15 protein-coding genes and 3 tRNA genes are annotated in these 12,275 nt (G+C 70.1%); 9 read left to right on the top strand and 9 right to left on the bottom strand.

Features of this window, described 5'->3' with window-relative positions; genetic code table 11:
• Window positions 1-63: 63 nt before the first annotated feature.
• The 3 genes from D0Z08_RS17425 (at window position 64) to D0Z08_RS17415 (ending at window position 3,198) form a co-directional block, all read left to right on the top strand.
• Window positions 64-1,593, top strand: a complete 1,530-nt coding sequence (locus D0Z08_RS17425) for a replication initiator (RefSeq protein WP_342772360.1) — start codon at window positions 64-66, stop codon at window positions 1,591-1,593.
• A 268-nt stretch (window positions 1,594-1,861) separates the two neighbouring features.
• The gene (locus D0Z08_RS17420) at window positions 1,862-2,059 is read left to right on the top strand and encodes a helix-turn-helix domain-containing protein (RefSeq protein WP_118926592.1); all 198 of its coding nucleotides are present in this window, start codon (window positions 1,862-1,864) and stop codon (window positions 2,057-2,059) included.
• On the top strand, window positions 2,056-3,198 hold the full coding sequence (locus tag D0Z08_RS17415; RefSeq protein ID WP_118926520.1) for a tyrosine-type recombinase/integrase: 1,143 nt from the start codon (window positions 2,056-2,058) through the stop codon (window positions 3,196-3,198). Before D0Z08_RS17420 ends, D0Z08_RS17415 begins: the two co-directional genes overlap by 4 nt.
• A 124-nt stretch (window positions 3,199-3,322) precedes the next feature.
• Here D0Z08_RS17415 and D0Z08_RS17410 read toward each other — a convergent pair.
• A tRNA-Arg gene (locus D0Z08_RS17410) sits at window positions 3,323-3,395 on the bottom strand.
• Between the two features lie 136 nt (window positions 3,396-3,531).
• On the opposite strand from D0Z08_RS17410, the gene D0Z08_RS17405 reads away from it, so the two are divergent.
• Complete coding sequence (locus D0Z08_RS17405; protein ID WP_245994080.1) at window positions 3,532-4,557, top strand: phospholipase D-like domain-containing protein; 1,026 nt, start codon at window positions 3,532-3,534, stop codon at window positions 4,555-4,557.
• A 400-nt stretch (window positions 4,558-4,957) separates the two neighbouring features.
• Here D0Z08_RS17405 and D0Z08_RS17400 read toward each other — a convergent pair.
• The 5 genes from D0Z08_RS17400 to D0Z08_RS17380 all read right to left on the bottom strand — a co-directional run bounded on the left by D0Z08_RS17400 (window position 4,958) and on the right by D0Z08_RS17380 (window position 6,553).
• Window positions 4,958-5,048 (bottom strand) — tRNA-Ser (locus D0Z08_RS17400).
• An 81-nt stretch (window positions 5,049-5,129) separates the two neighbouring features.
• Window positions 5,130-5,549 carry a hypothetical protein gene (locus tag D0Z08_RS17395; protein ID WP_147381451.1) on the bottom strand — a complete coding sequence of 140 codons (420 nt, stop codon included), beginning with the start codon at window positions 5,547-5,549 and terminating at the stop codon, window positions 5,130-5,132.
• A gap of 40 nt (window positions 5,550-5,589) precedes the next feature.
• Window positions 5,590-5,674 (bottom strand) — tRNA-Ser (locus tag D0Z08_RS17390).
• Between the two features lie 52 nt (window positions 5,675-5,726).
• Window positions 5,727-6,146, bottom strand: a complete 420-nt coding sequence (locus tag D0Z08_RS17385) for a hypothetical protein (protein WP_118926518.1) — start codon at window positions 6,144-6,146, stop codon at window positions 5,727-5,729.
• Window positions 6,147-6,175: 29 nt separating this feature from the next.
• Complete coding sequence (locus D0Z08_RS17380; protein WP_182481365.1) at window positions 6,176-6,553, bottom strand: helix-turn-helix domain-containing protein; 378 nt, start codon at window positions 6,551-6,553, stop codon at window positions 6,176-6,178.
• A gap of 79 nt (window positions 6,554-6,632) precedes the next feature.
• Here D0Z08_RS17380 and D0Z08_RS17375 point away from each other — a divergent pair, with 79 nt between their 5' ends.
• Genes D0Z08_RS17375 through D0Z08_RS17360 form a run of 5 tightly spaced genes read left to right on the top strand, consistent with a single transcriptional unit; the run spans window position 6,633 to window position 9,996 of the window.
• Window positions 6,633-6,917, top strand: coding sequence for a helix-turn-helix domain-containing protein (locus tag D0Z08_RS17375; protein ID WP_182481364.1), 285 nt, complete (start codon window positions 6,633-6,635; stop codon window positions 6,915-6,917).
• Window positions 6,918-6,966: 49 nt separating this feature from the next.
• Window positions 6,967-7,455 (top strand): hypothetical protein, encoded by a 489-nt coding sequence (locus D0Z08_RS32210; protein ID WP_182481363.1) that lies wholly within the window; start codon window positions 6,967-6,969, stop codon window positions 7,453-7,455.
• Window positions 7,452-8,180: an ATP-binding cassette domain-containing protein gene (locus D0Z08_RS17370; RefSeq protein WP_182481362.1), complete on the top strand. Its 729-nt coding sequence runs from the start codon at window positions 7,452-7,454 to the stop codon at window positions 8,178-8,180. The genes D0Z08_RS32210 and D0Z08_RS17370 overlap by 4 nt, the downstream gene beginning before the upstream one ends.
• Window positions 8,177-9,448, top strand: a complete 1,272-nt coding sequence (locus tag D0Z08_RS17365) for a DUF7224 domain-containing protein (protein WP_118926514.1) — start codon at window positions 8,177-8,179, stop codon at window positions 9,446-9,448. The genes D0Z08_RS17370 and D0Z08_RS17365 overlap by 4 nt, the downstream gene beginning before the upstream one ends.
• Window positions 9,445-9,996 (top strand): hypothetical protein, encoded by a 552-nt coding sequence (locus D0Z08_RS17360; RefSeq protein ID WP_118926513.1) that lies wholly within the window; start codon window positions 9,445-9,447, stop codon window positions 9,994-9,996. Before D0Z08_RS17365 ends, D0Z08_RS17360 begins: the two co-directional genes overlap by 4 nt.
• Window positions 9,997-10,076: 80 nt before the next feature.
• On the opposite strand, the gene D0Z08_RS17355 is transcribed toward D0Z08_RS17360, so the two are convergent.
• The 3 genes from D0Z08_RS17355 to D0Z08_RS17345 all read right to left on the bottom strand — a co-directional run bounded on the left by D0Z08_RS17355 (window position 10,077) and on the right by D0Z08_RS17345 (window position 12,214).
• Window positions 10,077-10,301 (bottom strand): biotin/lipoyl-binding carrier protein, encoded by a 225-nt coding sequence (locus D0Z08_RS17355; protein ID WP_118926512.1) that lies wholly within the window; start codon window positions 10,299-10,301, stop codon window positions 10,077-10,079.
• A gap of 67 nt (window positions 10,302-10,368) precedes the next feature.
• Window positions 10,369-11,409 (bottom strand): hypothetical protein, encoded by a 1,041-nt coding sequence (locus D0Z08_RS17350; protein WP_118926511.1) that lies wholly within the window; start codon window positions 11,407-11,409, stop codon window positions 10,369-10,371.
• A gap of 22 nt (window positions 11,410-11,431) precedes the next feature.
• Window positions 11,432-12,214 carry a carbon-nitrogen hydrolase family protein gene (locus tag D0Z08_RS17345; RefSeq protein WP_118926510.1) on the bottom strand — a complete coding sequence of 261 codons (783 nt, stop codon included), beginning with the start codon at window positions 12,212-12,214 and terminating at the stop codon, window positions 11,432-11,434.
• Window positions 12,215-12,275: the final 61 nt, after the last annotated feature.

Raw genomic sequence — 12,275 nt, 5'->3', positions numbered from 1 at the left:
TGGATTCTGGGCAGGTCGGGACCGCACGCCTGCAACTGACGCTTCGGCGGCAGGTGGTGCCGCATGACTAGGCAGTCGGTTTCCTTGACCGCTTCGGCTCCGATCACGACCACGTTGGTCCAGGCGGCCGCGGACACGACAGGCGTCTGCCGGCGTCCGTTGCTGCGGAAAGTCACCGACCGGGCAACCGGGCAGGTCGCCTCGGTCCCGATCCCATGCGGCTCCACCCGGGCCACTGTCTGCCCCGCATGCGCGGATCGGGCTCGGAGAGTGAGGATGCACCAGTGCCGAGAAGGCTGGCACCTCGTCGACGACCCACTCCCGCCCTCGAACGACGAAGACACTGAGGACGACCCGGACGAGTCCAGGGATGACGACGGTGACGACGGGGCGGATCGTCGGGTGCGTTCGACCCGCCGGCTCCCGGGGTTCCCGGATCTGCCGAAGGTGCCAGTCGAGCATGTCTCGATCGGGCGGACGTTCACCGATCCTCGGACGGGAGCGACGTTCCGGCCCTCGATGTTCGTCACTCTGACTCTGCCGTCCTACGGCCGCATCGCACCGGGCACCGGGGTGCCGGCTGACCCGTCCTACTACGACTACCGGCACGCGGCGCTGGACGCGCTGCACTTCCCTCGGCTGGTGGACCGGTGGTGGCAGAACCTGCGCCGGTGCGCGGGCTACAAGGTGCAGTACTTCGCCTCCGTCGAGGCCCAGCGACGCCTCGCACCGCACCTGCACACCGCACTGCGCGGCTCCATCCCGCGCGCCACGTTGCGGGGCGTCACCGCGGGGACCTACTGCGCCCTGTGGTGGCCCGATGTCGACACCGTCCGGTACGACGCGGACCGCGGCGACGAGCTCCCGGCGTGGGATCCGGTGGCCCAGGGCTATTACGACCCCACCACCGGCGCGCTGTTGCCGTCGTGGGACCAGGCGCTCGACGACATCGATGGGGACGAGTTCGCCGAGCCGATGCACGTCCTGCGATTCGGGGACCAGGTCGACATCAAGGGCATCCTCGGCGGCACCGAGGAGACTCACCGCGCGGTGGCCTACCTGTGCAAGTACCTCACCAAGGCGGTCGCCGAGACCTACACGGACCCCGACCACCCGAACCCTGCATACGAGGCGCACATCGACCGTCTGCATGCGGAGGTCCGGTGGTTGCCCTGTTCGGAGTCCTGCTCCAACTGGCTGCGGTTCGGGGTCACCCCAAAGGACCCGGGGTCGGGGATGGTCCCGGGGATGTGCCCATCCAAGGCCCACGACCGTGAATGCCTCGGACTGGGCGGCCGGCGGGTCCTAGTCTCGCGGCACTGGACCGGCAAGACGCTGACCGAGCACAGGGCGGACCGGGCCGCTGTGGTCCGCGCGGTCCTTGAGGAAGCCGGGATCGACGCCCCCGAGGCCCGACGGCTCGCCGCCGACGTACTCCATTCCGATGGTCAGCCCCGGTTCGTGTGGGAAGACGTCCCGGTCGAGGAACGCAGCTATGGCGCGACCATCGCCGCCTCACTGCGGCAGCGGCGTGATTGGCGTGAGCAGTACGAACGAGCCAAGGAGGTGGCGCGCGCTGGTCCCGCATCTTGACCCCCTGTGGACGGCCGTTCGGCAACCACACACCCGCGGCCTCCCGATAGCCAGCCAATACCAGGTCTCCGGCCTGGCTGTCAGGGGTGAGCGAAGCGAATCACGAAGTGACACGTAGTGCCCTTGACGGGCAGGCCGGAGACCGACCATCAGACGGCGGGAGGCCGCGGGCCACCAGCCATGAGCCTCGGGAGTTCCCATGGAATACCTGCACAATCTTGATGAACGGCCTGACGAAGCGGTCGGGCTCCGGCCGAACGTCTGGCTGATGAGCTCCGATGAGCTGCCGCCCCTGTTGTTCACGCCTGAGGAGGTTGCTCGGCTGCTCGGCGTTGGGAGGCAGAAGGTCTACGACTTGATGCGTCAGCGATTGCTGCGGTCGGTCAAGGTCGGGGCGTGCCGCCGGATCTCGGCCCGCGCCCTGAGCGACTACGTCGCTGACCTTGAGCTCGAGGACGTGTCGTGACGGCCGGGAAGGCACCGAACGGATCGGGGTCGATCTGGAAGCGATCGAACGGGACCTGGGCCGGCGGTCTCTACGTGGACGAGGCGGACGGAGACCGTCGGCGGCACGTGTTCCACGCAAGGACGCGCCGGGAGGTCGAAGAATGGCTGGCAGACCTGCGACGGAAGAGCGAGTCCGGTGTGCCGATCGCTCCGAGCCAGCTCACCGTCGGTGCCTACCTTCGCGAGTGGCTGGATGAGGTGGCCGCGGCCCGGGTCAGGCCGAGCACCTTGACTGCCTACCGGCACCGGATCGAGCACTTCTTGGAACCTGACTTGGGCAAGGTTCGGCTGGGGAAGCTGACGGCACGCGAAGTTCGGAGGTATCTCGAGCGACTGAAGCAGCGAGGCATCGGCGCTCGGACGATCCGCTACGTGCACGCAACGCTTCGTGCGGCCCTGGAGGACGCGGTCCGCGAGGAACTGATCGAGAAGAACGTGGCGAAGCTCGTGCGCGCCCCCACTGTGCCGAAGAAGGAACATCACCCGCTTTCGGTCGACGAGACCCGGGCGTTCCTGAAGGCGAATCGAGACGATCGCCTCTACGCGCTCCTGGTCGTGATTGCCCTGCTCGGTCTGCGTCGAAGTGAGGCGCTCGGCCTTCGTTGGGAGGACGTCGATCTCGATCAGGGCGTGCTGCGAGTTCGCCGTGGTCTTCACCGGGTGTCGGGGCAGCTGGTCACGATGGAGACCAAGACGGCCAGATCGAGGCGGACCGTCCCGCTGCCAGCTTTCGTCGTGTCGATCCTGCGGGAGCATCTGGCGCGGCAGGAGGACGAGTGCGTCGCCATCGGAGCTGGGTGGCACGGATCGGGTCATGTCTTCACGACGTCGATCGGGACGCCACTGGATCCCGACAACACGACGAAGTTCGTGAAACGCGCCCTCAAGACCGCCGGGGTTCGCGATGTCCGGATGCACGACTTCCGACACGGGTGTGTGTCGGTTCTTCTGGAGCTGCGTGTTCCGCCTCGCACGGTGATGGAGATCGTCGGGCACGCGAGCCTTGAGATGACGATGAACGTCTACGGCCACGTCTCACTCGATGACAAGAAGTCGGCGCTCGACCAGCTGGGCGAACTCTTCGAGGAGGGGTCGTGAGCAGGCGCGTTGCTACCGGCGTTGCTACCGCTGGGCCTGAGGACCCTTCGAGGACTACCGAGGCGACATGCCGAAAAATGCGAACCCGCAGGTCAACGGGTGTGTTGCCTGCGGTTCGGATCTGCGCGCCCGTAGGGATTCGAACCCCAAACCTTCTGATCCGTAGTCAGATGCTCTATCCGTTGAGCTACGGGCGCATGCCGCCTCAAGCGACGCGACCGGACGAGAATAGCCGAGCCGCTGTGCGGATGCCGAATCGCCCCGGGTCTGCAAATATGTGCAGCACACGATGCCCCGGGGGGCAGTCCGGGAGCGCGCGAGAGCAGGAGGGTCGTGTTGTCCGGCTACGAGCCCGAGGACCGCGAGCTGTTCGAGCGCGCGGCGACGGAGCTCTACGAGCTGGTCGTGCAGGAGGGCGGGGTCGCAGCCGACGACGCCCGGGTGGCCGAAGGGAGCGACGCCAAGGCGGCGCTCGACCTGCTCGCGGAGCTCAACCTGGTCCAGCTCGACCAGCGCGACGGCATCTGGCGGGCCCTGGAGCCGGCGAACGTCCAGTCCCGCGTGGTCACCCCGTTGAGCAACGAGGGCGCCCGGCTGCTCGAGGAGTCGGCGCGCTGGGCCAAGGCGTTCCAGTCGCTCAACCACAGCTGGCGCCGGTCACCGGTCGCCCAGAGCTCGGGCCCGTTCACGTATCTCCACAACGAGGCGATCAACCCCTACCTGACGGCGCTGATCGGAGACGCGGAGGAGGACCTGCTCACCGCCCAACCGCAGACGGGCCGCGACGCGCCGACGATCGCGACCGCCGCGCTGCGCGACACCGAGGCGCTCGAGCGGGGCCTGTCGATGCGCACGCTCTACCAGCACAGCGCGCGGCGGAGTGCGGTCACCCAGAAGTACGTCGCCGCGGTCACCGCCCGCGGGGCGCAGGTGCGGACGCTCGACGAGTTCTTCAACCGGATGATCGTGGTCGACCGCCGGGTCGCCGTGATCCCGGCGGCCGACACGCTGGCCACGGCGGTCGTCGTACGCGAGCCTGCCGTCGTCGCCTACCTGCTCGACGTGTTCGAGCGCGCCTGGGCTCGCGGCCGGCCGTTCGTCAACGCCGAGCAGACCACCGTCCGAGAGATCGCGGACGAACAGCGCGCGATGACGATCCGGATGCTCATCGCCGGGCACTCCGACGCCGTGAGCGCCAAGCGGCTCGGCGTCAGCCCACGGACCTACGCCGGCTACGTCGCCGACCTCAAGACCGAGTACGACGCCGACACCCGGTTCCAGCTCGGCTATCGGATGGGGAGCAGAGGGATCACGGGCAACGAGGCCGCGGAGTCCCAGGCCGAGCAGGGCACAACATGACGACGACCGCCGGGCAGTGCCCGGCGGTCGACGTACAGAATGCTCAGATCAGCGGCCGTGGCCCGGAGCCACCCGGCACGCGCCTCCGCATCCCCATGCGCTGTCCAGCGCCTGCGCGGACGGCGCGACGACTGCGCTGAGACCCACCATCGCCACTGTCGCTACCACTACCAGCGCGGCTCTGCGTCCGAACTCCCTCATGCCTCTGCCCTCCGATTGGTGTCTCGGGGTCGCACGAGCCCCCAGACGATAAGTCGTTCGCCTCATACCCAAACACTGCAAGTGCCCTACCGCAATCCCCCAACATCTTCTTGTCCAACCGGCTTCGCTCGCGAGGGCCTCCGCCAACGGGGCTCAGATGCGAGAACCCCCGGCGAGCGAGCTCACCGGGGGTTCGACGCGGAGGCGGAGGGATTTGAACCCTCGATGGGGTTGTAGCCCCAAACCCGCTTAGCAGGCGGGCGCCATAGACCGGACTAGGCGACGCCTCCCTGCTGGCCGGCGCGCCGGTCAGCGGAGACAGGTTACAAGGCAGCAGCGGGACCGGCCGAATCGACCAGCGAATCGGACCGTCAGCGAGCCGCGCGGCTCAGGTGGTCGCGGACGTCGCGCGCGAAGTCGTCCTTGTCAGCGGCCAGCAGGTCGACGGGGATGATGGTGGAGCGACCGTCCTTGAGACGGAACACGACGCACGCGACCGCCTGCGGCTGGGTCGCCACGGCGTCCTCGACCTCGCTCCACCGGGCTTCGGTCACGCCGGCGCCGCGCACCATCCGGACCCGGTAGCCGGTCTCGGTCAGCCGTACGACGCTCACCTGCGTCCGCAGCCACCACGCGAGCCCGAGCAGCCCGAGCAGCCCGACCGCGAGCAGCACGACGAGCAGGTCCGGCCCCAGGCCCGCCGCTGCGACCACCAGGGTCCCGACGAGGACCAGCACGGCGAACAGGATCAGGTAGGCGCCGACGAACCTGGCCACCACCAACGGTGACATCCGGTAGTCGACAGGATCGGAGGCTTCGGCACTGACCACGCAGAGGGGGCGGGATTCGAACCCGCGGTAGGTCTCCCTACGGTCGCTTTCAAGGCGACTCCGATCGGCCACTCCGGCACCCCTCCTCGGGGACTCGCAGCTACCGAGCCCCCGGCGGACGATTCTAGAGCCCCACGGTCACGCCGCGAGAGTCGCCCGCGACCGCAGGATGCGCTGTTCGGCCGGGTCGAGCCAACGGAGCCGGTCGCGCAGCACGTCCTCATCGACGAGCAGCTCGGCTGCGGCCTCCTCGGGAGAGAGAGCCCACGCCAGCGCCTCGCCGACCTCGTCGATCGACGGCAGGAGCAGCCGGGCGGTCTCGCGCCGTACGCGCAGCTCCTCCCGGGCCGCCAGTACGCCGACGAGCGTCGGCCCGCGCTCGGCATGGAGGCACTCGTGGAGGACCGTGCACCGCCGCTCCTCCCAGGTCAGGTTCGTGCGGAGGCTGATGACCTTCTCGTCGAACAGCGTGAAACCGCGATCCTGGCTGTCGTCCGGGTGGTGCCAGCGCAGCTCCCAGTCCCCGAGGGCACGGAGGCGGCGCCAGGGATGGATCACGCGCAGACGATAGGCGGGACGACCGGCACTTAGCCCTTGTCGTCCCTCGGCTTGCCCGACCTGCCTCGAGCGGCTCGCTTCTGGACCGGCGGTGCGGGACGCTCCCGGCTCCGACGACCGGCGAGCTCGTCCCCTCTGTCTCCGCGGCGTGCGCGCTCGCGGGTCTCGAGCTCCGCCATCCACGTGCGGGCGTCAGCGCCCACGGCCACCGCGATCTTGACCAGCTGCTCGACATGGATGAGCCGGGGTTCGGCCGTCGGCGACAAGATGTTGGCGAGGGTGCTGCGCGGGATGCCGCTCTCTCGCGCCAGCTCGACCTGCGTCATGCCCGCCTCGGCGAACCCGGCGCGGATCAACCGGAGCGTGTCCACGTTGATCGGCGCGGAGGCGTGCTCCTTCTGTCCCATGCCCAGACGGTATCCCAATTTGAACAGGCTGTGAAAGGCCCCCCTTGCGCGCCGTTTCATTCTGAACTATCTTTCGATTGTGTCCCAACCGGAACATCTCGGGAGCCGGGTCCGCCGGGCCGCCGCTCAAGAGCTCCGTCGCGTCGTCACGGAAAGACAGATCAAGCTCACCGAGCTGAGCTCGATCTCCGGCATTCCGCGGTCGACGCTGCACCACCGCCTCAACGACAACGGCGACCTGACCGTCGCCGAGCTGGTCCAGCTGGCGATCGCGCTCGACCTCCCAGCGGCCGGCCTGGTCGCCGCGGCGATCGACGCAGCAAGCGACGGCACCAGCGACGACTCAGGGACTCCGAACGAGTGACACATCAAGAAATCGGCGCCCTCGGCCCGCCCTCGAGGAAAGGCACGACATGCACCACACCATCAGGAAGCACCTACCGCTCGCTGTCGGCACGCTCGGCGCGGCGATCTTCTTGGCGTCGGGTCCAGCGGCCATGGCAGCATCCGACGACTGGAACTCCCGGAGTGACCCCCTGGTCGCCTGGGACGGCGGCGTCAAGCAGGCGCTGGCCTACGGGACGGCGTACACCAAGGATGGCAGTCTGAAGAACCACACCAACTACAAGGATCCGCGGCCGGGCGGCGACTACGTCTACACGCAGTCCGACTACGACGTCTACTGGCCGAACTTCCAGGGCCAGTACCACTGGCAGGGCAAGTGCTGCACCGACCAGAGCGCACGCGATCGCAGCGGTGACTGGGTCGATCAGTACGACGCCTACTACTACGCGGACATCGACGGTGTCGAGAAGGGACGCGTCTACTACAAGGTCTGCGAGGACCAGGAGTGGAGCCCGGACGCCTGCAGCATCAACCCGTTCATCACCTTCAGCCTGTGACGGTCGCACTCTCGGGTGTGCGGTGCTCCTACCGTCTCGACCGGCCGGTCGTCACCATCGACGAGCTCGAGCTGACGGCCGGTCCGGTCGGCCTGGTGGGCGTCAACGGGGCAGGCAAGACCACCCTGCTCCGCACCCTCGCCGGCGCTCGCACTCCGCAGGACGGAACCGTTACCGTCGACGGCGACGACCTGTACGGACCGCGTCGCCGGCGCGTCGTCCAGACGATCGGCTACATGCCTCAGGAGATCCAGTTTCCGGGCGAGCTCACCGTCACCCAGGTGCTCGGCTACCTGTGCTGGCTGCGACGCGTCCCCTCGCGCACGGCGAAGGCACAGTCGGCGGAAGCGGTGGAGGCGGTCGGACTCGCCGACCGCGCCCATCAGCAGACCCGCCGGCTGTCAGGCGGCATGCGGCGCCGCCTGGCACTCGCCGCGGCACTCGTGAACGAGCCGCGCGTGCTGCTGCTCGACGAGCCGACGACAGGGCTCGACCCCGAGCAACGGGCCGGCGTCCGCGAGATCATCGCGAACCTGGACTCCCGCTGCCTGGTCCTGATGAGCAGCCACGTGATGGAGGACATCGCGAGCGTGACGTCGAGCATCGTCGTCCTCCACGAGGGGGTCGTGCGCTACCACGGCGCGACGTCGTCGTTCGTGGCCGCGCACGGGGGGCCGAACCGGTCGGCCGAGCTGGCCTTCCTCACCACGATCGCGGACGCGTGATCGGCGCGCAGGGCGTGTGGCTCGGCACGGCGCGGGTCCGGCTCCTCACGGCGGCGGCGTTGTTCACAGCAGGACTGCCGCCGGTCCTCGACCGGGACCTGTCCTGGCTCGGGTCCTGGAAGAAGGCCCTGGACCAGGGCACGTTCAGCATCACGACGCTGGGTCCGGTCGCGGCCGGCATCGCCTGCGTCGTCTACGTCCGCCTGCGCCGGTCAGGCGTCCCCGACCTGCTCAGTCAGGCGAGACGCCCCTGGCTCGGGTGGCTGGCTCCGGCACTCGGCGTCTGGGCTCTCGCCTCGGCAGCGGTCCTCCTCATCTGCGCGCTCACGACCACGGCGGCCTGGGCCGCCGGCGCCCACACCTACCCGGAGCTGTTCTGGGTCGTCCCGCCGGCGCTCGCCGTCCTCGGTGCCGAGGTGTCGATCGGCGCCATGATGGGGAGCCGGATCGGGCACTACTGGGCGGCACCGTGGGCCGCTGTGTCGGTCTTCACCCTCTTCATCCTCTCGAGCGTCGGCGTCGTTCCCGGCGTCTTCCGCACCGGCGGCACGAGCGGCTCGCTGTCCGCCGAGACCTTCGCCATCCACCCGATCGCCGCACAGGCCGTGGCGGCGCTCGGACTGGGCGTCGCCGTGATGGCGCTGTCCCACTGGGACCTGTTCCGCACCTCGTCGACCGTCCATCGCGGGATGTGCGCGGTGCTGGTCGCTGCTGCCATCCCCGCGCTGTTCCGGCTCCACAGCGACAGCGACGAGCGCTACGTGTCGTCGAGCGTCGAGTACGAGTGCCGGGACGGGCAGCCGACGGTCTGCATGCTCGAGGAGACCACCCGGCCGCTCGACGACCTCGCCGCGCGGATGCAGCGTCTCGCCGGCCCACTGGTGGCGGCGGGCGTCGCGTTGCCCGCGAGGTTCGTGCAGAAGCTCCCCGGCGACTCCAACCTCGACGAGGGCTCCGTCCGGCTGTTCGCGGACGAGGAGCTCGGCGCCACGGTGACCGACGAGACCGCCGCACGGTCGCTTGCGCAGCCTGCGGACTGCCCGGCCTACTCCAGCGACTCGCCGGAGGACCTCCCCGAGGTCGTGTTCACGATCGACCGGGTGCTGACCCACTGGATCCTGGTCCAGGACGGACAGGCGTCCGCGCCGACCGAGGGTGGTCTTGCCGATTGGTGGGCCCTGCCGGCGGAGGACCAGCACCCGTGGGTGCGGACGACGTACGACGCGCTCAGCGACTGCCGGCTCAACGCCCTGCGGCTGCCGCAGTGACCGCCGCACTCCAGGCGTGGGGCGTCGGCCGCGTCGGCCTCCTGATCGGCGCGGCCGTCCTCCTGATCGAGACCACGGCGACCGACCAGTTCCTGCTTCCGACGTTCCCCGACCGCCTCAACGGCTGGGCCCTCGTGCCCGCGCTGGTCGCACTCACCATGGCCGAGCCCCTGGTCGACCGCTCGCCCGATCTCACCCGGCACGCGACGCGGTCGCCCGTGGTGATCGCACTCGCCCGGCTGGCGCTCGCGTACGCCGGAGCGGGCGCGGTCGCCGGCTACTGCCTGTTGTCGCCGGACGGGAGGATGGTCGCGGCGTACGTCCTCGCGGCGCTCTCGCTCGCCGCCGGAACCGTGGCCCTGACCGGTCCCTGGTACTGGGTGCCCCTGCTCCCCATCTCCTTCGCGTGGCTCCAACACGCGGCAGGTGACTTCCCCCGGCCGACCTTCGCGATTCCGGCGCCCACGCTCGTCGCCGTCGTCGCCGGGTCGTGCCTGGCGTACGTCGGCGCGTCGGCCGTCAGGGAGGAGGTTCAGCGACGCCAGTAGCCGCGGACCTGAGCCCTACTCGGGCTTCTCGGCCTCGCGCTCGGCCAACCGCTCCTGCACCAGCACGGACACGGCCTGGGTCAGCCGAGCTGGACGAGCAGGTCGCCCTCTTGGACGACGTCGCCGACGTCGACCTTGATCGCCTGCACGACCCCGCCGGTCTCGGCGATCACCGGGATCTCCATCTTCATGGACTCGAGCAGCAGCACGGCCTCCCCGGCGGCGACCGTGTCGCCGACGGCCACGTCGACGGAGAGCACGTTTGCCACCATCTCGGCCCTGATCTCCGACGGCTGGCTGCGCATGGTGGCGACGCTAAGGGTTACCTCCTGGTAGTCCGACACCGGGGTGCCGGGAAAGCGGCGCCAGCACCTACAGGAGCGCCGCCGTACGGCGCGGCTCCGGTCGTACGGCGGCCGCCTCCTCCGCCCTCCGGCTGCGGCGCCCGGCGTTGCCGGCCAGCGCCAGGTCGAGCCGGATGATGAGGTACGCGAGCACCAGGCCCACGAGCAGCCCGTAGCCGGCGGACAGCGCCACCTCGCTCAGCGCCACCGCCGGGTTGCCGAGCGACGTGGCGACCGGGGACGTCGCGGCCACGCCGAACGCGCAAACCCACCAGCCCTGCCGGCGCCGGGCCCGCATGTGGCAGCCGTAGGCGAGCGCGGGCACGCCGAGCACGGCGAAGATCGGGCGCGGGAAGGCCCCGAGGTGCTCCCGGCTCCAGTCGACCCGGGCGAGCAGCCAGTCGACCAGCACGGTGGATCCGTAACGGCGCAGCAGTTCGGCGTACAGCAGGGTCAGCAGCAGGAGCGCGGCGCCGATCGCCACGACCGCGACGCCCCGCCGGCCGAGCCCGTGCAGTCCGGCGCCGAGCCGGAAGACGAGGATCTCGGCGCCGATCAGCGCCAGCCCGAGGCCGAGGTACTCGAACCGCGTGACGTCGATCGCCGGCTCGAACCCGACCGCCGCCATCGCCCCGACCGCAGCCAGGCCCATCCCGATCAAGCACTCACGGACCGACGCGGGGAACGTCTTCGCGGGGACCGTTGCCATCACCCCGAGGACGGCGGCGACCACGGTCACCAGCACCGACGCGCCGGTCGAGAGCAGGTCCTGGTCGACCCACGCGGCCATCAGCCCCATCGCCAGCGCGAGCGTCCCGAAGATCACCGGCCGGCCGCCGGTCCGTGCCGCAAGCGCCCAGGCGTACGTCGCCCCGATCGTCACCGACCCGGTGATGCCCAGCCAGTCCGGCCCGACCGGCACCATCGCGCAGACGAGCAGCGCGGTCCCGCCGAGCACCAGCGCGGCCCAGGCCACCAGCGGGAGCGGCGAGGCCGCGACGCTGGCGACCCGTTGCCGCAGCCCGGTCAGAGCGGGCCGCTGGGCGGCGCGGGTGGCGGTTCGGGACACGGCGGCCCACCCTAGGCCATGGCTAAAGGCGACGGTTGGCCAGCGACGGGTTGGTGACCCGAGCGGAGTCGAGCGTCGCACGGTCGACCTCTGCGGTGACGACGACCGGCTCGCCCTCGTCGCCCGGCCCGGCCTCGGCGACGACCTCGCCGAGCGGGTCGACCACCATCGAGTGGCCCGTGTAGCGCGGCGCCGGCTGTCCGACCGCGGCGACGTAGACGGTGTTCTCGATGGCACGGGCGGTCAGCAGCGTCCGCCAGTGGTGGACCTTGCGCGGCCCGGCGACCCAGGCGGCCGGGACCACGATGACCTCGGCCCCCGCATCCACCAACCTGCGCGTGAACTCGGGGAAGCGCAGGTCGTAGCAGGTCATCAGCCCGACCTGCCAGCCACCGACCTCCACCACGACCGGCGCGATCGGCCCGGCCATGAGCCGGTCGGACTCGCGGTAGCCGAAGGAGTCGTAAAGGTGCACCTTGCGGTACGACGCCTGGGCGGCGCCGCGCACGACGAGGGTGTTGAACGGCCGCTCCGGGTCTGTGCTCTGCTCGAACATGCCGGCGACCACGGTGGTCGCCCGCGCCTGCGCGACGCCGGCCAGCTCGGTCGCGAACGGGCCGTCGAGCGGCTCGGCGTACGGACTGACGTCGGAGCCCGCCTCGCCGAAGTCGCGGGCGAACGCCTCCGGGAAGACCACCAGGTCGTGCCCGCCGGGTGCGAGCCGGTCGAGAGCCTCGCGGTTCTCCGTGGGGTCGAGGCCGGACGCCGCCTGGACAAGGGCCAGCCGCAAGGTGGTGTGGCTCACGCCCTCAGTCTCCCCCGTCGCGCCACGCTTCCGGCGAGGGGTGGCGTTTGCGAGACTCCAG

The sequence above is a fragment of the Nocardioides immobilis genome (assembly GCF_003515065.1).
Taxonomy (GTDB): Bacteria; Actinomycetota; Actinomycetes; order Propionibacteriales; family Nocardioidaceae; genus Nocardioides; species Nocardioides immobilis.
The sequence above is the reverse complement of the archived record's forward strand: the minus strand, read 5'-3'. Positions and strand labels throughout refer to the sequence as shown.

What these genes read in the sequence shown, in the direction of transcription:
- D0Z08_RS17395 (WP_147381451.1), bottom strand. Translation starts at nt 5,549, where the DNA reads ATGTCACCGTTGGTGGTGGCCAGGTTCGTCGGCGCCTACCTGATCCTG.
- D0Z08_RS32210 (WP_182481363.1), top strand. Translation starts at nt 6,967, where the DNA reads ATGCACCACACCATCAGGAAGCACCTACCGCTCGCTGTCGGCACGCTC.
- D0Z08_RS17355 (WP_118926512.1), bottom strand. Translation starts at nt 10,301, where the DNA reads ATGCGCAGCCAGCCGTCGGAGATCAGGGCCGAGATGGTGGCAAACGTG.
- D0Z08_RS17425 (WP_342772360.1), top strand. Translation starts at nt 64, where the DNA reads ATGACTAGGCAGTCGGTTTCCTTGACCGCTTCGGCTCCGATCACGACC.
- D0Z08_RS17380 (WP_182481365.1), bottom strand. Translation starts at nt 6,553, where the DNA reads ATGGGACAGAAGGAGCACGCCTCCGCGCCGATCAACGTGGACACGCTC.
- D0Z08_RS17420 (WP_118926592.1), top strand. Translation starts at nt 1,862, where the DNA reads ATGAGCTCCGATGAGCTGCCGCCCCTGTTGTTCACGCCTGAGGAGGTT.